The organism is Halomonas sp. LBP4, from assembly GCF_003202205.1.
Classification (GTDB): Bacteria; Pseudomonadota; Gammaproteobacteria; order Pseudomonadales; family Halomonadaceae; genus Halomonas; species Halomonas flagellata.
In genome coordinates this window covers 1-22144 of sequence record NZ_PDOG01000007.1, presented here as the reverse complement: position 1 = coordinate 22144, position 22144 = coordinate 1, and the positions used below count along the sequence as shown (strand labels likewise).

Here is a 22144-nt window from a genome sequence, read left to right as displayed (position 1 = left end):
CAGTATGGCTGAGCGCAGGCACTTTTCGTACATAGCCTAGGCCGTGGCCTCGTGCAGGGTTGCCCCCACGGCGTCGGCCAGGCGGTGCATCGAATCGATGGACAGGGTGTGATCGACCAGGAACATCAGGCTGGTCTCGCCGAGCCGGCGCGCCACCGGCAGCCGCTCGGCGGGCCGGTAGTCGGTGTCGTCGAAGGCGCGCTCCAGGTAGATCTCGCCGCAGCCGCCGTGGAGGCAGGTCACTCCCCGGGCCTCGACCGCCGCGATGATGGCATCGCGATCCCAGCCCGGAGCCAGCGCCCCGGGGTCCAGAAAGGCATGGAACTTGTAGAAGGCGTGCCCCGCCTCGGCGGGCGGCAACGGCACCCGCAGCCCCGGCAAGCGAGCGAGCCGCTCGGCCAGCACCGCGGCGTTCTCGCGCCGCCGCGCCAGCCAGCCCGGCAGCTTGCGCAGCTGCACCCGGCCGATCGCGGACTGCATCTCGGTGAGTCGCCAGTTGGTGCCGAAACTCTCGTGCAGCCAGCGAAAGCCCGGCGGGTGCTCGGCGTGTACCGCCTCCCAGGACTTGCCGTGGTCCTTGTAGCTCCAGGCGCGCTGCCAGGCTTTCTCGTCACGCAGCAGCAGCATGCCGCCCTCGCCGCCGGTGGAGATGATCTTGTCGGTGCAGAAGGAGAAGGCCGCGGCATCGCCGACACTGCCCACGAGGCGGCCGCGCCAGGTGGCGCCATGGGCCTGGGCGCAGTCCTCGATCAACCACAGGCCGCCCTCGTCGGCCAGCGCCCTCAGCGCATCCAGGTCGCAGGGCCAGCCGGCCAGGTGCACGGCGATGATCGCCCGGGTACGCGGCGTGAGCACCGCGCGCACGCTCTCGGCGGTCAGGTTGCCGGAATCGGGATCGACATCGGCGAACACCGGCCGCGCGCCCCGGGCCACCACGCAGGAGACCGAGGCCATGAAGCTGCGCGGCGTCACCACCACCTCGTCGCCGGGGCCGACGCCCAGGGCCAGCAGCGCCAGCTCCAGGGCCAGGGTACCGTTGGCCAGCACGACGGCATGGGGCACGTCGTGGAAGGCGGCGAACTCCCGCTCGAAGGAGATCCCCTCCTCGCCGCTCCAGTAGTTGACCCACCCGGAGCGCAGCACCCGGCTCACCGCCGCCAGCTCGTCCTCCTCGAAACGCGGCCACTCGCTCATCGACTTCTCCTGACGACGATTACACGATCTCGAGCATCACAGGTCGCTGGCATCGTCGAGCGAGCCGGCCACGTCGCCGGGCAGGGTGACGGAGGGCAGCAGCAGCGAGATCACGTTGTTCCAGCGGGCCAGCGGTGCGGCCGTCACATAGACCACATCCTGGGGTTCCAGCGGGAAGCGGGTGCCCAGCATCAGCCGCGTCGCATCGCTGATGTCGAGCTGGTAGACGGTAGCGAGTTTCTCGCTTCCCGGCGGCTTCCCACGGACGACGAAGATGCCGGAAGGCTGGGCACGGCTCTCGTTGACGCCACCCGCCCGAGCCAGGGCATCGGTCAAGGTGATGCGCTCATTCCCCAGGGGAAGCGCGCCCGGACGCAGCACCTGGCCCAGCACCACGACGTTCTGGTTCTCGGTACTGGGAACATGCACGACATCACCGTCGCGGAGCAGGCGATTCTCGGTCAGGTCTCCCTGGCGCAGCATGGCATAGAGGGAAATACGCTCTTCCCGGCCATCCCGGTGGAGGACCACGTTATGCCAATCGGCATTGTCCGAGGCACCCCCGGCTTGACTGATCGCATCGATCACGGTCAACGGTTCGATAGTGATCGGCAAGGTTCCGGGCATCTCCACGGCGCCGCTGACGTAGACCTTCTGCGAGCGGAAGGCCGCCACGTTCACCTCGACCTGTGGGTCGGCGATCACCTCCGAGAGGCGCCGCGTGATCAGGCCACGCAGCTCCTCCAGCGTCATGCCCGCCACACGCACGCGCCCGACATAGGGGTAGAACATGGAGCCATCGGGGCGAATACGGTTGCCGGCCTCGGCGGCCGGACGGTCTGCGCCCGCCGGTATCGTCAGCTCCGGGTGGTCGTAGACGATCACGCTGACCACATCCCCCGGGCCCAGGAGATAGTCGTAATTCTCGAGTTCCTGCCGCAGTGGCATCGGTGTAGGACGCGACAGGGGCTCCACGGCCTCCACCTGCATCTGCCCCACCAGCGCCGGGGTGATCGGCTGGATATCCACCCGGGAGTCCAGCGACTCCTCGAGCTTGCCCTCGTCGATGTGGCCACCCGGCGCAAAGGCGCAGCCGCCGATGATCGCGAATGCCAACAGCAGCGAGAAGAGCCGGGCAAGGCGCCACGCCCCTGCCGGGCTACCTCCCCCCTCATCATCTGCAGCTTCATCTGCAGCTTGCCCGTACCCGGATAACTCGGCTTGCTGAAGCATCTTCCCATCCCCCCTGCTGTCCCCGGGACACACAACCGCCCCCGACTCGCTGGCAGTCAACCGAGGCCCTCATCGCTGCCATTGCATCTTCACGAGCCAAGGCGCCACGGATATCGCCGGGCTGCCCGTTTCGAACTCGTCACGAAGATACCGACTGAATTGTTATGAGGCCGAACTGACTGATACATTCAGCTTACATAGTTACAGAAAGGACACATTCTGATTCTGGTAGGGAGCGCCAGCTGAGAAGATTCATGGAAAAACACCACGTCATATCGTCTTTCTAGTGTCAGGAAGATGAGAGACGCCATACTGCAGCCCCATCAACGACTGAGCCCGCCAGCGGCGGGCTCATGAAGGGCCAGGGAAAATGCTGGAACGGCGACCCACGGGATGTCTGGCTGCCGACGCCGGCGGCCCCGGCGGCGGCGACCCCGCTCGCCAGGAGCAAGGTGACGGGCCACGCCTCGGCCGGGGTCTGACCCGATAGGGGGCGGTCTCGGCGCCTGAACCGGGCATCGAGATCAGGACGCCGCGCCCACTGGGGCAAACAGCAGCGCCAGGTCCTCCTCGTCGAACAGCGGGCCGGCGGCGACGACCCCGCTCGCCAAACGCACCATCGCGGGCCACTGACTCGGCTGGGGCCTGACCCGTTAGGGGCGGCCTCGGCGCTGGCTTCGGCGACCATGCCGCTAACGCCGGGCGGCCCCGGGGGTCAGACCCCGGCGGCGGCGACCCCGCTCGCCAAGTGCGCCATGACGGGCCAATGACTCGGCCGGGGTCTGACCCGTTAGGGGCGGCCTCTGCGCTGGCTTCGGCGACCATGCCGCTAACGCCGGGAGGCCCCGGGGGTCAGACCCCGGCGGCGGCGACCCCGCTCGCCAAGTGCGCCATGACGGGCCAATGACTCGGCCGGGGTCTGACCCGTTAGGGGCGGCCTCAACGCCTGAACCGGGCCCGCCCTCCACGCCTGGCACCCGTCAGCCGACAAGCCAACGCTGTTTCATGTCGTCATGAATCCACCGCCGGTAATGAGCGTCGAGCAGGCGCCGGTTGCTGATCGAGCGATCGCTCGGCGGAGCCAAGCTCCTGCCAAGCGGAGAACCTACCTCCCTGTGGGAGCCACGCTTTGCGGGGCGATGGCGGCGCGCAGCGCCACTGGGCGGCTGTCGGCCACGCTGGCGGCTACCGCCGAGGCGCCTATCGGCGCCAATCGCTCGGCGGAGCCACACACACAGGGGACGAGCCACGTCGATCATTGCTCCCCTCCCTTGGTAGCACCCGCCAGCCGGGCAGTCCGTTCGATATCAGGAGGCGAGAGAAACTTCCCGGCGACCGTCTCGGGCTTGAAGTCATCCAGCCAGGCCTCATCGATGAGCGGCTTCTCGCCCGCCACGGCGGCCCGCATGCCCTCGGCCAGGGCGGCTTCGTCGTGCTCGACGATGCTGGACGTCAGCGGCCCCTTGAGGATCTCGCGGATACCGCCGGGACAGTCCACCGACAGCACCGGCGTGCCGCAGGCCAGCGCCTCGAAGAGCACGATGCCCATGCCCTCGAAGCGCGAGCTCAGCACGAAGAGCCGAGCGTGGTGCATCCACGGGTAGGGGTTGTCGCGCTGCCCGGCGAAGCGGACCCGCCCGGCGATGCCGAGCTCATCGGCCAGCGCCCCGAGCCGCCCGCGCTCCTGGCCGTCGCCCACCAGCACCAGCGGCATTGCCAGCCCCGACCGCGCATAGGCCCGCAGCAGCAATGCCTGGTCCTTGGCCGGCACCAGGCGTGCCACCGTCACGAGATAGGGCTCGTCGGGCAGGTCCGGCTCATCAGCCCGCATCAGCCGGCGAATGGCGCCGAACGGGCATGGGTTGACGATGACCTCGACCGACGCCGGCGCAAAGCCCAGTGCTCGCTGTGCCTCGGCCACGTTCTCGGCCACGCCGCCCGATACCGCCACCAGGTGCTTGTGCTGGTACAGGCACCTGGCGAACAGCCGCGGCTTCCAGCCTTGCTCGCCCCGGTAGATGAGGTTTTCCAGCACGAAGCGCGCCCGCTCGTCGCGAAAGTGCCAGATCAGCTCGAAGGTACCGACGCCGCGGAACACGATGCGATCCACCCGCCCGTGCCGACGCTCGAAGCGCCACAGCCAGGCGCGGAACAGCCACCCGCCCAGGTAACCCGTCCACACGAAGTAGGAGCGCCGGATGATCGGGTTGAGAAACCAGCGCGCCAGCCACTCGATCAGCAGCCCCACCAGGGTCAGGCGCAGCGCCCAGTGCAATGAGAACTGGTGCAGTTGCACCTCGGAATGCTCGGGCGCCAACGGCTTGCGCACGCGCCGAAAGGTCAGCAGGTGGCTCTCGTGCCCCGTCTCGGCAAAGGCATCGGCCAGATTGACCGCCACGCGCTCCATGCCGCCCATCTTCAGCGAGCGAACCACCACCAATGTACGCAAGGACGCCTCCTCCCCTGTCCGATGTATTGGCCGCGGCCAGGCCGCCTGCCGTCATGTCCCGCGGCTACTCGAGACGCCATGACGATGACACAACGCCAGCGCCAGCAACACCACCTGCATATAGGCGTAGAAGGTCGTCATCATTTCGTGATGGATCGCCGCCTCGGTGAGGCTGTAGATGGCGAACCCCGCGGTGAACACCAGGGCGACCTGCGCCCAGGCATTGCTCCTGTCACGACGGTAAAGCCGCCAGTGGTAGATGGCCGGCGCCACCAGGTAGCCCAGCAGGGCGATCAGCCCCAGCACGCCCCCGGTGGCCGCCATCTCGAAGTACTGGCTATGGGCATGGCCGCGGCCGACGCCCAGCACCCAGTCGGTGAGCACGCCCTGCTCGACCAGCTCGGCGATCTGGGCCTCGCGCTCATCGTAGCTCAGCCCCACCAGGGGGCGTGCCAGGAAGGCATGGCTGGCCGCCGTCCACAGTTGCAGCCGCCCGCCGCTGGACACCGCCGCCTCGATATCGCCCTGGGCGATATTGGTAAACTCATCGACCGTGTAGGCAACCCGGCGCTCTACGCTCGGTAGCGTGGCATAGCTGACCAGCGCCAGCGTCACCATCGCCACTAAGGAGGCCGTGATCGCCTTCCAGCCCAGGCGGTCGGCATTGAGCAGCAGCAGCAGGATCAGCAGCAGCGGCACCGCCAGAATGGCGCCGCGGGCCAGCGTCAGCAGGCAGGTGATCACCCCGGCCAGCGCCGCCGCCAGCAACCACGCCTTGCGGTGGCTCCCGCGGATCAGGCTCGCCGCCAGGAAGGCCATGGCACAGCTGAGATACCCCAGGTTGATGCTGAACAGGAAGCCATCGGCCCGGCCGGCTCCCTGCAGCTGGGTCTGGTAGAGCGCCACGGCCAGGGCGCCGAGGGTGCCGATGACCAGGCCCCACTCCAGGTAGCCGCGCACCTGGCGCGTATCCAGCGGTGTCAGCAGATGGCGCAGCATCAGGTAGATGGGCACCACAGCGACCATATGAAAACCGGGGCTGAGGTAGCGGGACGAGTAGTCGTCGATCACGAAGATCGGCACTCGCGACAGCAGCAGCAGGCTCAGCACCCCCACCACCGCCCAGTCGAACCTCGTCACGGCCAGACTGGCGCGGTTGGCCACCAGGTAGCCGGTGGAGTAGAGCATCAGCACCGCCACCACGGCGTGGCTGCGCAGCGGCGTGGCGATCAGCGTGACCAGCACCAGCAACAGCGCCCACTGGTTCACCTTCAAGGCCCGCTCGCGGGAAAACAGTCCGTTCGTTGCCATCGTGCTTCCCTTATCGCACCCAGTTGATGTTCTGCTTGATCTCGCGGGCCGGATTGCCGGCCACGATGGTACCGGCCCCCACGTCCCGGGTGACCACGCTGCCATTGCCGGCCACGGCGTTGTCGCCGACCTGCACGCCCTTGAGTACCGTCACGCTGTCGGCCAGCCACACATGATCGCCGATGGTGATGGAACGCGGTGGGTTGATGCAGCGCCCCTCCTGCACGATGTCATGGCCATCGCCGGTCATCACCTTCACCTGCCGCGAGAACATGCCGTCGCGGCCCACGATCAGCCGGGTAGCCGTCCCGCGGCTCGAGAGGTAGCAGCCGGCGCCGATCACGGTATCGGCCCCGATATGCAGTTCGCAGCCCTCGCCCAGCAGCTGCAGCTTCACGCCACGCAGGTTCGCCCCGGGCTCGATGACCAGCCGGTTCCCGCTGCCCTTGATCACGAGGTAGCATTCCCGGATCCGCGCAGCGGCCGAGGCTTCCACGCGGTTCCCCGCCGCCACCCGCACCTTGTTACGCAGTCTCAGACGCCACAGCGGCAGAGCCCCCTGCTGTTCACTCATTGCCTTCGGCCTTCTTCATCGTCATTTTCCAGGAGCCCATAACGCGACAGGCGCCCTGAAAGGCGCCTGTCGCTATCATACCACCAGCCATCACCTCAGTGGGCACACCTCGCACCCACCCCTGTGGGAGCCACGCTCCGCGGGGCGATGGCGGCGCGAAGCGGCGCTATCCACCGAGGCGCCTGCGGCGCCAATCGCTCGGCGGAGCCGAGTCCTACCTGGAGGGGAATCTTCCACGCCGTAGGAGTCACGCGACGCGGGGGCGAATGCCGTCGTAGCACCCGCTGCGCCGCGCCTGCTCAAGATCGTAGGCATTCTGCAGGCGCAGCCAGTAGCCCTCGCTGGTGCCGAGGAACCGCGACAGGCGGATGTCGGTATCCGCCGTGATGGCCCGCGCGCCGCGAGTGATTTCGCCGATCCGCGTGGCCGGCACGCCGATAGCATTGGCCAAGGCATTCTTGGTAAGCCCCAGGGGCTCAATGAAATCCTCGAGCAGGATCTCACCGGGATGGATGTTGGGCAGTTGGTCGGTCATATCGCCTCCGATTAGTGGTAGTCGACGATCTCGACATCGTGGGCATTGCCGTCTTCGAAGCGAAAGCACAAGCGCCACTGGTCGTTGATGCGAATGCTGTGCCACCCGCTGCGGTCACCCTGGAGGGCCTCGAGCCGATTGCCAGGCGGTATGCGCAGATCATCGAGGGTGGCGGCGGCATCGAGCTGGCGTAGCTTCTTCAAGGCGCTGCGTTGCATGTCGTGTGGCAGCTTTCGCGATATCTTGCCCCGGGCAATGGTTTCGGCCTGCTTGTCCTTGAAGGACTTGATCATGTCGCACCCCGGGTTCGCATGCATCAAATATAACGCAATACGTCATATGCTGCAAGACGTCATATCGGACAGAAAACACCCGCCTCGTCCACCGGCAGGCGCATGGCGCCCCAGCCCTTCTCCTGACCGGACTTGAGGACGTCGCATCCCCACCCATTACGCCTATTCGGAATTTAATGCATACGTAACCATAACTTATACTAAAGTATATTATCTTTTTTATCAGCATGTTATGCAAAAGCCATGCAGGGAATTTCCCGCATGATGTTGCATACGTATGCATTTTTGCCTAGAACACCCCTGTGGCCTGTAGGTCGCGGTGCCCAACACGCACTCCACAACGACAACACCACCAGCTAAAGGGCTGGATCAACCTCAGGAGTTCAGCATGAAGCGTCTCTCTATCCAGACTTTCACTCTGTCCGCCCTCGCCGGCGCCATTGCCCTGGCAGCCTCCGCAACGGCACATGCCGAGCCCGAACGCGTAATCGATGTGAGCCTCCCGCTTGGCCCCGAATCACAGCAGGGCATCGGGGTACTCAAGTTCGGCGAAGAGTTGGAGCGGCTCTCGAACGGACGGCTGGTCATCGAACCCCACTACGACAACGCCCTGGGCGCCGAACGTGAGGTCGTCGAAGGCATGGGGTTCGGGATCATCGATGCCGGTATCTCCTCCACCGGCCCGATGGGAGGGTTCGTCGACCAGTTCATGCTCTTCGACCTGCCCTATGTCTTCGAGAACCACGAGCACGCCTACGCCTTCCTGGACAGCGAGCACGGTGAATATCTCGCACAGCTGGCCGAAGAGCACATGAACGTCAAGTTCCTGGCCTGGATGGAAAACGGCTTTCGCCACAATACCAACTCGGTACGCGAGCTGAACCATCCCGACGATCTGGAGGGTATCAACCACCGTACTCAGGAGAGTCGCGTCCAGGTCGACACCTGGGAAGCCCTCGGCGCCAACGCCACGCCCATGGCCTGGACCGAGGTCTACACCGCCCTCCAGCAGGGGGTCATGGACAGCCAGGAGAATCCCCTGCCGACCATCTACGACGTCAACTTCTACGAGGTTCAGGACTACCTGAACATGACCCAGCACGTCTACTCGCCGGCGCCGCTGATGATGAGCCTGGATCTTTTCAACTCCTTCGGCGAGGAGGACCAGGCGATCATCATGGAAGCGGCCCAGATCGCCCTGCCCGTCCAGCGGGAAGCCAGCCAGGAGCTGGAGCAGCGCTACCTCGGGGAGCTCGAGGAGCTGGGCATGACCGTGACCCACCCCGACCTCGCCCCCTTCCGCGAGGCGGCCCGTCCCGTCATCGACGAATGGGGCCCCACCGTCGGCAAGGATCTGGTCGACGCTGCCATCAACTTCGAGTACTGAGCCCCCACGGCGCCCGCAGGCGGCGAAGCCCCTGCGGGCGTCACGCTGACGCATGAGGCAGCCATGAAGACATACCTACTGCTGGCCAACAGAGCCATCGATCAGTTCAACCGACTGGTCGGCTGGGGGCTGGCCGCACTCTTGCTGGTGATGACCGTGCTCATCTTCTGGCAGGTATTCGCCCGATTCGTGGTGGGCAAGCCGCTGTTCTTCTCCGACGAGATCGCCCGCTTCGCCATGCTCTGGCTCACCTTCATCGGGGCGGGTTACGCCTATCGCAAGGGGGCGCTGATCTCCGTGGACATCGTGCTGGAGTATGCCGGCAAGACGCTGGGTTGCCTGCTGCGGATCGCCATCATCCTGTGCTCGGCCCTCTTCGCCTTCATCATGGTCAAGTACGGCCTCGACCTGGTGGATCGCGTCTCGAGCCAGACCGCCCCCAGCACCCGCATATCCATGATGTGGCCCTACATGGCCATTCCCGCTGGCGGCATCGTCATCATGATCAACAGCCTGGGACTGCTGATCGATGAAGCGCTCGGCACCTCGTCCAGCCCGCAACAGGAGGTGAACTGATCATGGCACTGCTCCTGTTCCTGCTGCTGATCTCGCTGTTCATCATCGGCGTGCCCATCGCCTTCTCGCTCGGCCTGGCCTCCGCCGTGACCGTGTGGCATGGCGACCTGATGCCGATGCTGATCGTCGCCCAGCAGCTCATCGCCTCGGTGAACTCCTTCCCCCTGATGGCGATCCCCTTCTTCATCCTGGCGGGCTACCTGATGCAGGGTGGCGGCATCTCCCAGCGTCTCGTCGACTTCTCCAACACCCTGGTCGGCAGCATGACGGGGGGCCTGGCGATGGTGGCCATCGTCACCTCGCTGTTCTTCGCGGCCATCTCCGGCTCGGGCGCCGCCACCACTGCGGCCATTGGCTCGATCCTGATTCCGGCGATGCTCTCCAAGGGCTACCCCGGCGGCTATGCCGCCGCCAACCAGGCCGCCTCCGGCGCCCTCGGCGTGATCATCCCGCCCAGCATCCCGCTGATCCTCTACGGCATCGCCGCCAACGTCTCGGTAGGCGACATGTTCATCGCCGGCATCCTGCCGGGCATCCTGGTCACCCTGACCCTGCTCGTTTTCGCCTACTTCTTCGCCAAGGCCAACGGCCTGGGCGGCAACGAAAAGAGCTCCCCGAAGGACGTCCTCAAGGCCGGTCGCAAGGCCATTCTGGCCATCCTCATGCCGGTCATCATCCTGGGCGGTATCTACGGCGGCATCTTCACCCCGACCGAAGCCGCGGTGATCGCGGTGGCCTACTCCTTCCTGGTCGGCTTCGTGATCTATCGGGAAATCAAGCTGCACAGCCTGGTCGGCATCCTCAAGCAGGCCGCGGTCACCACCGCCGTGGTGCTCAGCATCATCGGCGCCGCGGGGCTCTATGGCCGCATCCTGCAGCGGCTGAGGGTGCCGGACATGCTCTCCCAGTTCGTGATCTCGGCGATCGACAGCCCGCTGCTGTTCATCATCTTGGCCAACCTCCTGCTGCTGGTGGCCGGCATGTTCATCGAGGCGGCCGCCGCGATCCTGATCTTCGTGCCGATCCTGCTGCCCATTGCGATCAGCTTCGGCTTCGACCCGGTCCACTTCGGCATCATCATGGTGGTCAACCTGGCCATGGGCATGTTCACCCCGCCGGTCGGCCTCAACCTCTTCGTGGCCTCCCAGATCACCCATATCGGCATCGCCCGCCTCACCTGGGCCGTCATGCCCTTCGTCGGCATCGTGCTCATCAACCTGCTGATCATCAGCCTGCTGCCCTTCCTGTCCACCTGGCTGCCTTCGCTGTAAGCCCCGTCAAGGAGAGAACCCCATGACCGTCGTAGAAAGCCTGGCACCGCGCCACGGCCTCAGAGTATTGATCACCGCCGGCGCCAATGGCATCGGCCTGGCCATCGCCAAGGCCTTCCGGGAGGCGGGTGCCCGCGTGCACGTTTGCGATATCGACACCCAGGCCCTGGCCGCCCTGCCCGAGGACATCACCCATACCCTGGCCGATGTCAGCCAGGAAGCGGACGTCGATCGGCTGTTCCAGGATGCCGCCGCCCTGGGCGGGCTCGACGTGGTAGTCAACAACGCCGGGATTGCCGGGCCCACCGCCGGGATCGACGAGATCGACCAGGACGCCTGGACCCGCACCATCGACATCAACCTCAACGGCCAGTACCGGGTCGCCCACCGTGCTGCCCCGCTACTCCGCGAGAGCCAGGGGTTGCTGATCAACCTGGCCTCGGTGGCCGGCCGTCTGGGCTTTGCCTATCGCACCCCCTACGCCGCCAGCAAATGGGCCGTCGTTGGCCTGACCAAGAGCCTGGCCTGCGAACTCGGGCCCGACGGCGTGCGGGTCAACGCCATCCTGCCCGGCATCGTGCGCGGCCCACGCATCGAGAAGGTCATCGAGGATCGCGCCGCCAAGCGTGGTATCCGCTATACCGAGATGGAGCAGGAAAACCTCTCCAAGATCTCCATGCGCCGCATGGTGGAGCCCACCGACATCGCGGCCATGGCCCTGTTCCTGTCGGCGTCGGGCGGCGCCAATATCTCGGGCCAGGCCCTGAGTGTCTGCGCCAACGTCGAATCCCTGTGACCGCCCAAGGAGTCACCTCATGACAGCTCGCATAAGTATCCTCGGCGCCGGCTTGATCGGCCGTGCCTGGGCCATCGTCTTCGCCCGGGCCGGCATGCCCGTGTCCCTCTACGACGTGGAGGCCGATGCCCTGGACAAGGCCCGGGAGGCCATCCGCCAGTCCCTCGACGACCTCCAGCAGGCCGGCCTGATCGAGGACGTGGACGCCCCCCTGTCGCGCATCCACACGGAGAGCGATCTGGCGCGCGCCATGGCCGGCGCAGAGTACATCCAGGAGTGCGGCCCCGAGAACGTCGAGGCCAAGCGGCGCATCTACACCGACCTGGAGGCGGTGGCGGCCGAGGACGCCGTGCTGGCCAGTTCCACCTCGGGCATCGCCGCCTCGCAGTTCACCGCGCATCTGCGTCACCCGGAACGCTGTCTGGTCGCGCATCCGGTGAACCCGCCCTACCTGATCCCGCTGGTCGAGGTCGCGCCATCACCGGCCACTTCCGAGGCGGCCGTGAACCGCACCATGCAACTCATGGAGCAGGCCCAGCAGGCCCCGATCCTGGTCCGTAAGGAAATTCAGGGCTTCATCCTCAACCGCCTGCAAGGCGCTCTGCTCAACGAGGCGTTGCGCCTGTTTCGCGACGGTTACGTCTCCGCCGAGGACCTCGACAAGACCGTCAAGCACGGACTCGGTTTGCGCTGGTCCTTCATGGGGCCCTTCGAGACCATCGATCTCAATGCGCCATCCGGCGTGGTCGACTACGGCCATCGCTATGGTCCCCTGTACCGCGACGTCGATCGCCAGCGCGGTGACGACGATCCCTGGGATCCCGCCACGCTGGCCGCTCTGGACAAGGAGCGCCGGGAACGGCTCCCTTCCGCAGGCCTCGCCGAACGCCAGGCATGGCGCGACCGGCGTCTCATGGCGCTGATGGTCCATCAGCGCAACATTGATCCCTCTTGAACCTGCCAACCTTAGGAGAAACCTCTCATGGCGACCCAACGTAAGGTCATCATCACCTGCGCCGTAACCGGCGCCATCCACACACCCTCCATGTCACCGCACCTGCCGGTGACCCCCGAGGAGATTGCCGAGGCTGGCATCGCTGCCGCCGAGGCAGGCGCGGCCATTCTTCATCTCCACGCACGCGACCCCGAGAACGGCAAGCCCACCCAGGATCCCGCCGTCTTCGAGCGCTTCCTGCCGCGTATCAAGGGCGCCACCGATGCCGTCATCAACCTGACGACTGGCGGCAGCCCGCACATGACCGTGGAAGAGCGCATGCGGCCGGCCATGGAGTTCAAGCCGGAGCTTGCCTCGATGAACATGGGGTCGATCAACTTCGGCCTGTTTCCCATGCTCAACCGCTACGATAGCTTCCAGCACGAGTGGGAGCGTGCCCACCTGGAGAACAGCCGTGACCTGGTGTTCAAGAACACCTTCGCCGATATCGAGAAGGCCATGACCCTCGGCGCGGAAAATGGTACCCGCTTCGAATGCGAGTGCTACGATATCGGTCATCTCTACAACCTGCGCAATCTCATGGATCGCGGCATCATCGGAGGACGCGTTTTCGTGCAGAGTGTGTTCGGCATCCTCGGCGGTATCGGCCCTCACCCTGAGGATGTGATGCATATGCGCCGCACCGCCAACCGGCTGTTCGGCGACGAGTACGAGTGGTCCGTTCTCGGCGCCGGCAGCCACCAGATGCGCATCGCCGCCCAGTCCGCTGCCATGGGTGGCCATGTTCGCGTCGGCCTCGAAGACTCACTGTGGCTTTCACCCGGTAAACTCGCCGAAAGCAACGCCAGCCAGGTGGCCAAGGTCCGCGAGATTCTCGAGGGCCTCTCCTTCGAGGTGGCGACCCCCGACGAGGCACGCGAGATGCTGCAGCTGAAGGGCGCCGACCGGGTCAGCTTCTAAGGAACGCGGAATCGATGAAAAGAAAATCCGTTACTTCACGCGATGTCGCCCGGTTGGCCGGCGTCTCGCAATCTGCCGTCAGCCGTACCTTCTCGCCCAATGCCAAGGTCTCGGAGGGTACGCGCAGAAAGGTAATGGACGCCTCCCGTGAGCTGGGCTATCGCCCCAACACGATTGCCCGCTCGCTCATCACCCGCTCGAGTCGCACCATCGCGGTGGTGACCTACAGCCTGGAAAACCCCTTCTACAGCTTCATGCTGGAGAAGGCCTCACGCTTCTTCCAAGCGCAGGGCTATCACCTGCTGATGTTCTTTGCCCCACCGAGTGGCGACTTTGACGTGGTTCTCGATGACATCATTCGCAGTCAGGTCGAGGGCGTGCTGCTGCTGGCCATTACCATGACCCAGCGGCAGGCCGGACTGGTGGACGACTTCGGGATCCCGGTCGTCGTCATCAACCGCACGGTGGACTATGCCGGGATCAGTCAGGTCGGCAGCGACAACGTTCAGGGCGGCTACTGGGCGGGGCGCTACCTGGCCTCCCTGGGGCATCAGCACATCGCCTTTCTAGGCGGTCTGCCGGACTCTTCAACACACCAGCAGCGTCAGGCAGGCTTCCTCGAAGGGCTGCATTCCATGGGCCAGGCCTGCGCGGCGATCGAGATCGGCAACTATCGCTACGAGGATGCCTGCCAGGCGACCCGCCGCCTGTTCAGCTCACCCACGCCCCCAGATGCCCTCTTCGCGGCTAATGACCTGATGGCGCTTGCTGCCATGGAGATCCTGCGGCACGAATTCGCCCTTGAGGTGCCAAACGACGTATCGATCATCGGCTTCGACGACGTGCCCATGGCGGCCTGGCCCAGCCACTCCCTGACCACTGTCAAGCAACCTGTCGACATGATGATCCAGAAAGCCACCGAACTGCTGATGAAACAAGTGGCCCAGGAGGACATGCCCCCCGAGCACCTCATCCTCCCCGTCACGCCCATGCTGCGCGGCAGCACTCGTCGGCCACTACGGTGTCGCGGCTGAAGGCCCAGTGGCTTGGCGCAGCCAAGCTCGCACAAGCTGGCATCTGCACGTCCCGACAGGAGCCCCCACCCGGCGGTGGAATTACCACCCTTGTGGGGGCCACGCGTCCTGACAGGAGCTCCCACCCGGCGGTGGAATTACCACCCTTGTGGGGGCCACGCGTCCTGACAGGAGCTCCCACCCGGCGGTGGAATTACCACCCTGTGGGAGCCACGCTCCGCGGGGCGATTGCGGCGCGAAGCGGCGCCGGGCGGTTATCTGCAACCTCAGCGACAACCGCCGAGGCGCCTGCGGCGCCAATGGCTCCCTGACGGTGTCAGCTTTCCCATGAGCATGTAACGATTTAACAGGTATATCCAACCGCTATTCCAAACCGATAACACGACTGAGGTTGCTATAAGCCTCAGCGTGTTTCTCGTCACTCATCGCAGCCAGATTTCTCAGTTTCCAGCGTACTGCCGGAAGTTGATCCACACCGTCAAGGCCTAATAGGCCCCAGTCGGGTGCTCGGCTTTTAAAGGTCAGAAGGAATTCCCGTTCCCGGTCAGTGAGAGATGCATTGATGGTCTCCACCAACTGCTCTCGCGCTGCCTCAAGGTCGGACAGGGGCACATCTTGCTGAGCCATATCCTTGAACTCCCCCTCATACAGGCCAGAGATATCCTTGAGGCGAGGGTGGAGCAATTCTGCAATGGGGCGGTTATGACTGACCATGTAGACGATCAACGCCTTGCGTAAGTCTTCCGTCAGCCCCTCGTTATCCAGCAGCCACTTTACGTCAAACAAATCCCGGGGATGCTGTCGATCCAGAGCCGCACAGATCTTTCCGGCGTACAGGTCCGCAAACGCGACGACCTGGATTTCCGCATAACCAAACGCCTCCTCCACCACTTCACTGGTGGCCATGACGTTGGGCTCAAAGACGGTTCCGCGTAGCACAGGAGATAGTTCTATCTTGATTTGTACGCCATCTTTGATAACCGTAAGGCGCAGCGCATCATCCTTTTCCCGGAAGGATTCCACGACCTCGGCACCTGTAACGCCGACCTTGATTGCCTCACTCAGCGCTTCCAGGTTGGCCCGTATCGTAGCCAGGGCTTCTGCTCGCTCCATCATCGGCAGGAATACCAGATCGATGTCGACGGACAACCGTGGAAAGTTCCGTACGAACAAGTTGATTGCCGTGCCGCCCTTCAGTGCAAAGCAATCATGCTTGGCCACAAAAGGCATGAGCTGCAGCAACAGCTGAACCTGCCGTTGGTATCCGTCTCGTCTACTCATCCTGATTCTCACATATCTCTTGGTACGGTGATCTGCCAGTTCTTCTCCAGTCGGCCATGGGGGGCGACAACCCGCTTCCCGGCCCCCAGGTCATAGGCCTCTACCGTGAGCCGTTTGAACCAGGCATGTGCCTGCCGTTCGGCCAGCCATAGGAAGAGTCGCTTGACCTTCACGTTCTTGCAGGTTTTGAGCAAGGCATCCAGCTTTCGGGGCGACAGGTTGTGCAGCCCCTGCATTAGTTCATCTGCATGCTCAAAGCTCACTGCCTTGGGCACATCCATCAACACTTCCAGGATAGCTTTCTCGGGGGCGGAAAATGCTACCGGCGGAAGGCCTTCACGCCAGTCTTCCTCTCTGAAGAACCGAGCTTCCGTCATCACCTCATCGGGCCACAGACGCCGGGTACCGTGCCACTCGAATTCGGCATCGACGGGTAACCTGGTCAGCCAGCGTGGCAGGCGCTCTGTGGAGTAAAGGTGGATACGCGGCACTGATGACAACGCCAAGTACTGCACCAGACCCGCCATGCCCAATGCCGTCAGCCCGCCCACATGCACTGGTTGCTCGGACATTCTCTGTAACGACGCAACCACCCCCAGCCAACTTACCTTGGCGTCCAGTCGGGCGAAGACTCCAGGAGAAAGGGGCAGCAGTGTCCCGCTACGGACCGCGTTGTCCACAAAGTGCAGGCTCAAACCCTGGGTGATCAGCCACTGCTTGGTGGCCACCATCCCCAAAGGCAGCAACTCCCTGAGCTGTTGTCGGGCGACTGAGTTGAGCATGGTTTGATAGCTCCTCATAACACGTCAATTATTGCCGTATTTTTAAGAATAATCAAACCTCTCAGCCATCCAGGTTTAATATTTCAACAATACGCGTCGCCAGGTGCCGTGATTTTACTATTTTATAAACCACCTTCTGGTATGCACGCCGGGATCGGATCGCCAGTGCTGCCATCGAGTCGCGGCTAAGGTCACGCTTGCGGGGGCGATAGCGGCGCGAAACGGCGCCAGGCGGTTACCCGCAACCTCAGGGACAACCGCCGAGGCGCCTGCGGCGCCAATCGCGCAGAAAATCTGCGCTCCCACAGGGCAGGCATGATCCACTCGGGTGGCCACCGCCGCGCCTGCGGCGCCAATGACTCGGCGCAGCCAAGCTCCCCGGCGATAATCTACCACCCCGCAGGAGCTCACTCCCTGGCCGTCAACGAATCCCCCCGCCCCACGGCGTAGTACAGCAGGCCGGCCTGCTGCATCAGGGCCGGGTCGTAGAGGTTGCGCCCGTCTACCACCACCGGCAGCGTCAGCTGCTGCTTGAGCCAGGCGAAGTCGACCGTGCGGAACTCCTTCCACTCGGTGCAGATCGCCAGCGCATCGGCGCCCTTCACCGCCTGGATACGGTCGGCCACCAGCACCAGGTCGTCGCACTCGCCGTAAAGCCGCCGGCACTCCTTCATGGCCTCGGGGTCGTAGGCCTGCACCCGGGCCCCCGCCGCCCATAGCGCTTCCATCAGGTCGCGGCTGGGGGCGTCGCGCATGTCATCGGTGTTGGGCTTGAAGGCCAGCCCCCACAGCGCGATCACCTTGCCCTCGAGCTTGCCGTCGAAGGCCTGGCGCAGCTTGGCGAACATGCTCTGCTTCTGGCGCTGGTTCACCGCCTCCACGGCGTTGAGCAGTTCGGCCGAATAGTCCAGCTGCTCGGCGGTGTGGGCCAGCGCCCGCAGGTCCTTGGGAAAGCAGGAGCCGCCATAGCCGCACCCCGGGTAGATGAACTGGTAGCCGATGCGCGGGTCGCTGCCGATGCCGCGGCGCACCTGCTCCACGTCGGCGCCCAGCCGCTCGGCCAGGTTGGCGATCTCGTTCATGAAGCTGATCTTGGTGGCCAGCATGGCGTTGGCGGCATACTTGGTCAGCTCCGCCGCCCGCACGTCCATGAACATCAGCTTTTCCTGCAGGCGGATGTAGGGCGCGTAGCACTCGCGCATCAGCTCCCTCACCCGCTCGGAATCGGTGCCGACCACGATCCGCGGCCCGTGGGCGAAGTCGTCGATCGCCGAGCCCTCCTTGAGGAACTCGGGGTTGGAGCACACATCGAAGCCCACTTCCACGCCACGCGACGCCAGCCCCCGGGCGATGGTCTCGCGCACCCGGTCGGCGGTACCCACCGGCACCGTCGACTTGTTGACGACCACCTTGTAGTCGTACATCTGCTCGCCGATGGTGTTGGCCACCGCCAGCACATGGCGCAGGTCGGCGCTGCCGTCCCCGTCCGGCGGCGTGCCCACGGCGATGAACTGCAGCACGCCGAAGGCCACCGCGTCGGTGGGATCGGTGGTGAACAGCAGGCGTTCGGCCTCGACATTGGCCTTCACCAGCGTCTCGAGCCCCGGCTCGAAGATGGGGATCTCGCCGGCCTCCAGCCGGGTGATCCTGGCCTCATCCACGTCCATGCACAGCACCTCATGGCCCACATCGGCCAGACAGGCGCCCGTCACCAAGCCTACATAGCCGGTGCCAAATACGGTGATCCTCATATCCCTGCTCCTGCAATCGCTACTGGTTCCTGCCCCTATTGTAGGGGCCACGCTCCGCAGGGCGATTAGTTGACCCTGTGGGAGCCACGCTTTGCGGGGCGATAGCGGCGCGCAGCGCCGCCACGCGGTGATCCGCAGCGTCAGCGGTTTCCACCGAGGCTCCGCATACGCACCGAGGCACTGGCCCCCATCACTTAAAATGTAACCCTACTGTGAACAACGCCGGCACCAAAGACCTCAGTCCCAGCACCTGAATCCGGCAATTCTCATCACCCAGAACCGCCATCGCCGCGGGCAAGGCCGCGGCGATGGGAAAAGGGGGCGGGTGTTGCTCACCGCTGCAGGCGGCGAAGTGCTGCTGGTCGGGTGCTACCTTATGCCGCAACGAGCTTCCTGACGCGAAGGTTCTTGCGGTGCTGCTCGGCATGCCAAAGCTCATACTGGGTCTGCTGGGCAAGCCAACTCTCCGCCGACGTATCAAACGCTATAGAGAGCCTGATAGCCATTTCAGGGCTGATACCAGCCTTGCCGTTCAGTATCGCACTCAGGGTCTTACGGCTTACGCCAAGCGCTTCTGCTGCGGCGGTCACAGACAAACCAAGGGGCTCCAGGCATAGTTCCTTGATAATTTCACCTGGGTGAGGGGGATTGTGCATCAACATGGATAGTACCTCAGTGATAATCTTCGTATTTCACTGAAGTTGACCGCATCCATTGGCCCCCTTCAGATCAAGCCATGATCCGCCGTGGAATCAGTGCTTGTCTTCGGCACGGAAGGCCTGGACTTCCGCGGTCGTCAGCCCAGTCGCTTCAGCGATCTGCTCATCGGTGAGCACCCCCAGCTTGATCAGGTTGCGAGCCATCTCCTGCTTCGCCTCGAGGCGGCCTTCCTCGCGGCCTTTCTCGCGGCCTTCCTCGCGGCCTTCCTCGCGGCCTTCCAGACGCTCCTTCTTCACCAGGTTCTCCAGGTTCTCTGCCAGCATGTCTCTATCCTCCACCAAGCTATCCAGCCGCTCCAGGTTGACGCCGGCCCCGAGTCGCTTCAGGTGACGTTTCAGCCAGCGGGTGATGACTGGGTCAATCCGCGCCTTGAGAGGGTCCGCCTGGATGATCGCCACAATCCGATCGACGGCTTGCTGTAGCGCTTCCCAGCTCGAGGCGGCATTCTCGATACTGAAGATCCCACTCAAGGGCGTTTGCCGCTCGGCAAGCTCATCGTCAGTATAGCGTCCCTCGTCGATCAGGTAATAGCGCAGGTGCGGCTGGTAGATCCGCAGGAAGCTCGGCGGTTCCGGCTGCACCATGTCGTACACGTCCTGCCGGGCGGTCCAGCGCTCCGAGCCGTTGTAGAGCACGATGGGCAGCACAGGCGGAAGCCCTTTGCCCGGCGTGGTGACCCGGGTCTTGAGCAGGTGGTCGTAGAAGCACGCCACGTAGTGCATCAGTCGGATCGGCATGGTGCCGTCTACCGTCGACTGGAACTCCAGCAGGATATACAGGAAGACCCGCTGGGTGATGCCGTTCCAGGTGATCTCCACCGACCACACCACGTCCTCGAACTTCTCCTCGAACAGCGGGGTGATGTAGTTGCCGCTATGGTTCGTCAGTGACGAGAAGTCCATCAGCTCGGCGATCTCGGCAGGCGCAAAGCCCTCGATCAGCTGCTGGACGAACTCTGGGTAGCTGAACAGCTCCTTGTAGCCGGTGTCGTGGTGGTTGCTGGCCATGTGGGCTCTGCTCATCAAGTACTATACATACATACAGAGTATGGGAAGCCACGCCTCGCGGCAATGAGCAGCACAACGCGACCAGAGACCCAATGCGCCACCCTCCAGTGGCATAGGATGGCGGCAGGTCGCCCTACCCTCACGCGACATGATCCAGCGCCCGCTGAAACGCCGTGTGGCGGGGGTAGCGCTGTCGAACCCGACACAGCAGCGCCCGGCCAACGGCCGCTTTCCCCATGGCACTGGCCGTTTCCACACAGACGGCAATGCAGGTCGCGGCACGATCGTAGGCATTACGGTGCCGGTTGGACACGATCGCGTGGCAACGCTCCGTTGCCGTGTCACAGAGCCACTCCAGCCATGCCGGTGGCTCCTGGACCGACAGAGGGTAGCGTTGCCCGGCGTCCACGAGGGCATGACTGAGCCGATCGGCGGCAGGCAGGGCTTCGCGATCGTGAGACGAGGCGCCTGCCAGCGGCGACTCATCAAGGTAGTGGCTGCCGGCATCCGCCAGCCGCTGCCAAACCGCATGCGAGGCCGGCCCGATCGCCGACGCCGGACGCCCCGTCAGAACCGTGGGCAGGCAAGCAAACAGCGCCCAGCGTGGACTATCACCCAATGACCACCCGACCGCCTGGTCACGCGCGGAGACGAGCGCCTTGGCCCGCTGCCCTTCCCCCACCAGCCACCAGGCCATCACGGCCAGAGGGGCCCACCGCTCGAACCGTGACGGGGTCATGAGGTCGCGGTCGTGATCACTGACGGCGGCATGGGCTTCCGAGCCCGCAAGGGCCGCAGGCACGGGGGGCTTGCCTGTTCTGGCGGCTTCGCTTAACCACAGCGCCGCCTCACGCAACCTCTGCTCTCGGAGCTCTGCTTCTTTGAAAGCCTCATACAGGGTCAACAGCCGATGGCCAACGGGATTGGCCAGCAACGCCTCGAAGGCGATGGCCTCCCCATCAAGCACGCTGTGCGCGGGGAAGACCGTCAGGATGCTATCCGCCAGGGCGCGCCAGATGCCGGCACCACGTGGAAAGTGGTGCCGTGCTTCCCGCCAGATGGCGGCCGCCTGGTCGGGATCGCGTTGACGCACCGCGGCCCGCACCCAGTCCAGCCACAGCCGCGGCATCCTGGCACCCGCTTGCCGTGCCATGCGGGCGATGCCGGCGATCCCCTGCCGGCGCGCCAGGGCCTCGCGCAGCCACATCTCTTCGAGGCTCGACCGGGGGTTCCCCAGCCCCTGCACCAGCGCGTCGAGGAACCCCTCCCAGCCGGTCAGCGGCTCCAGCTCAACGCCGGCAATCTCGCGCAGGGTGCAATAGCGCGACTCGGGCCGCGAGACAATGCCGGAAAAGCGCACCTCCCCGGCCGCCTGCAGCATCGTGGCCACTTGCTGCTCCGGGGGCGTGGTCAGCAGCACCGCGCGGAGGTAGCGGGCCGCATGCTCCCGTGCCACGGCATCATCCACCTCTTCCAGGCAGGGGCAGTGGCCGTAGTCGTTCTCGATATCAAGCATCTGCCAGATCGAGGCATAGGTATCACGAGCGGCTTGCGCGTTCCCCTGGCGCAGGCACTCGGCGGCCTCATCCAACAGGCCGAACACCTCCGGCATCAGCGCCTGGAAAGGGCCACAGGTTTCCTCGTCATCCCACCAGTCCTGCAGTTCCGCCTCCGCAATCTCATGCAGCTCTGCCTGCAGGCGAGCCAGGCGCACGCCCAGGGCCCGAAGATCCGAGGGCAAGGCATCGGAAGCCCCCGGTTCGGCACAGTGGTGCCGGAGCCGATCGAGAAACGCCTGCCGTTGACGAGGGTGCTCCTCCTCCGCCAAGGCAATCAGCAACCGGCGCAGGTCCTCAGCTGGCATATCGGCCAGCAGCATCTTCATTTCCGCATGGAATGCATGTCGGCTCAGAGGGGGCATTGCCTTTCCTGATAACAGTCACGTAAGCGGCCGGTGAACCCATCTACCGCAGAGCCCCAAATTCCGTGACGGTAGGTGTCCACCTATCAATAAGTGGACACCTATCATGACCGA

The 22144-nt window shown here is 64.6% G+C and carries 20 protein-coding genes; 7 read left to right on the top strand and 13 right to left on the bottom strand.

The features are described from left to right. Window positions 1-36 precede the first annotated feature (36 nt). From CR157_RS18615 to CR157_RS18585, 7 genes are all read right to left on the bottom strand, one after another. Window positions 37-1194 carry a DegT/DnrJ/EryC1/StrS family aminotransferase gene (locus CR157_RS18615; protein WP_110285044.1) on the bottom strand — a complete coding sequence of 386 codons (1158 nt, stop codon included), beginning with the start codon at window positions 1192-1194 and terminating at the stop codon, window positions 37-39. Window positions 1195-1230: 36 nt separating this feature from the next. Continuing rightward, complete coding sequence (locus tag CR157_RS18610; RefSeq protein WP_110285043.1) at window positions 1231-2427, bottom strand: polysaccharide export protein; 1197 nt, start codon at window positions 2425-2427, stop codon at window positions 1231-1233. 1255 nt (window positions 2428-3682) lie between these two features. Continuing rightward, window positions 3683-4876, bottom strand: coding sequence for a glycosyltransferase (locus CR157_RS18605; RefSeq protein ID WP_258364234.1), 1194 nt, complete (start codon window positions 4874-4876; stop codon window positions 3683-3685). Between the two features lie 51 nt (window positions 4877-4927). Beyond that, window positions 4928-6187: an O-antigen ligase family protein gene (locus tag CR157_RS18600; RefSeq protein ID WP_181422118.1), complete on the bottom strand. Its 1260-nt coding sequence runs from the start codon at window positions 6185-6187 to the stop codon at window positions 4928-4930. A gap of 10 nt (window positions 6188-6197) precedes the next feature. Next, window positions 6198-6761, bottom strand: coding sequence for an acyltransferase (locus tag CR157_RS18595; RefSeq protein ID WP_110285041.1), 564 nt, complete (start codon window positions 6759-6761; stop codon window positions 6198-6200). Window positions 6762-7008: 247 nt separating this feature from the next. Further along, entirely contained in the window at window positions 7009-7296 is a 288-nt protein-coding gene (locus tag CR157_RS18590) for a HigA family addiction module antitoxin (RefSeq protein WP_110285040.1), read from the bottom strand. Window positions 7297-7307: 11 nt separating this feature from the next. Next, a complete protein-coding gene (locus tag CR157_RS18585; RefSeq protein ID WP_110285039.1) occupies window positions 7308-7589 on the bottom strand; it encodes a type II toxin-antitoxin system RelE/ParE family toxin in 282 nt (93 codons plus the stop codon). 388 nt (window positions 7590-7977) lie between these two features. Between CR157_RS18585 and CR157_RS18580 the strand changes: the two genes are divergently transcribed. The 7 genes from CR157_RS18580 (at window position 7978) to CR157_RS18550 (ending at window position 14568) form a co-directional block, all read left to right on the top strand. Then, the gene (locus CR157_RS18580) at window positions 7978-8976 is read left to right on the top strand and encodes a TRAP transporter substrate-binding protein (protein ID WP_110285038.1); all 999 of its coding nucleotides are present in this window, start codon (window positions 7978-7980) and stop codon (window positions 8974-8976) included. A 63-nt stretch (window positions 8977-9039) separates the two neighbouring features. Beyond that, window positions 9040-9552, top strand: coding sequence for a TRAP transporter small permease (locus tag CR157_RS18575; protein ID WP_110285037.1), 513 nt, complete (start codon window positions 9040-9042; stop codon window positions 9550-9552). Between the two features lie 2 nt (window positions 9553-9554). Continuing rightward, a complete protein-coding gene (locus CR157_RS18570; protein ID WP_110285036.1) occupies window positions 9555-10823 on the top strand; it encodes a TRAP transporter large permease in 1269 nt (422 codons plus the stop codon). A gap of 22 nt (window positions 10824-10845) precedes the next feature. Beyond that, a complete protein-coding gene (locus tag CR157_RS18565) occupies window positions 10846-11619 on the top strand; it encodes an SDR family oxidoreductase (RefSeq protein ID WP_110285035.1) in 774 nt (257 codons plus the stop codon). Window positions 11620-11638: 19 nt separating this feature from the next. Then, window positions 11639-12574 carry a 3-hydroxyacyl-CoA dehydrogenase gene (locus tag CR157_RS18560; RefSeq protein ID WP_110285034.1) on the top strand — a complete coding sequence of 312 codons (936 nt, stop codon included), beginning with the start codon at window positions 11639-11641 and terminating at the stop codon, window positions 12572-12574. 27 nt (window positions 12575-12601) lie between these two features. Continuing rightward, window positions 12602-13534: a 3-keto-5-aminohexanoate cleavage protein gene (locus CR157_RS18555; protein WP_110285033.1), complete on the top strand. Its 933-nt coding sequence runs from the start codon at window positions 12602-12604 to the stop codon at window positions 13532-13534. 14 nt (window positions 13535-13548) lie between these two features. Next, a complete protein-coding gene (locus CR157_RS18550) occupies window positions 13549-14568 on the top strand; it encodes a LacI family DNA-binding transcriptional regulator (RefSeq protein WP_110285032.1) in 1020 nt (339 codons plus the stop codon). A gap of 363 nt (window positions 14569-14931) precedes the next feature. On the opposite strand, the gene CR157_RS18545 is transcribed toward CR157_RS18550, so the two are convergent. The 6 genes from CR157_RS18545 to CR157_RS18520 all read right to left on the bottom strand — a co-directional run bounded on the left by CR157_RS18545 (window position 14932) and on the right by CR157_RS18520 (window position 21988). Continuing rightward, window positions 14932-15849 (bottom strand): nucleotidyl transferase AbiEii/AbiGii toxin family protein, encoded by a 918-nt coding sequence (locus CR157_RS18545; RefSeq protein WP_110285168.1) that lies wholly within the window; start codon window positions 15847-15849, stop codon window positions 14932-14934. Window positions 15850-15857: 8 nt separating this feature from the next. Further along, a complete protein-coding gene (locus tag CR157_RS18540; RefSeq protein ID WP_110285031.1) occupies window positions 15858-16631 on the bottom strand; it encodes a type IV toxin-antitoxin system AbiEi family antitoxin in 774 nt (257 codons plus the stop codon). 407 nt (window positions 16632-17038) lie between these two features. Next, entirely contained in the window at window positions 17039-18382 is a 1344-nt protein-coding gene (locus CR157_RS18535; protein ID WP_110285030.1) for a UDP-glucose dehydrogenase family protein, read from the bottom strand. A 374-nt stretch (window positions 18383-18756) separates the two neighbouring features. Continuing rightward, a complete protein-coding gene (locus CR157_RS18530; RefSeq protein ID WP_110285029.1) occupies window positions 18757-19044 on the bottom strand; it encodes a HigA family addiction module antitoxin in 288 nt (95 codons plus the stop codon). A gap of 90 nt (window positions 19045-19134) precedes the next feature. After that, complete coding sequence (locus tag CR157_RS18525; protein WP_110285028.1) at window positions 19135-20109, bottom strand: Rpn family recombination-promoting nuclease/putative transposase; 975 nt, start codon at window positions 20107-20109, stop codon at window positions 19135-19137. A 139-nt stretch (window positions 20110-20248) separates the two neighbouring features. Further along, entirely contained in the window at window positions 20249-21988 is a 1740-nt protein-coding gene (locus CR157_RS18520; protein ID WP_146218735.1) for a tetratricopeptide repeat protein, read from the bottom strand. Window positions 21989-22144 lie beyond the last annotated feature (156 nt).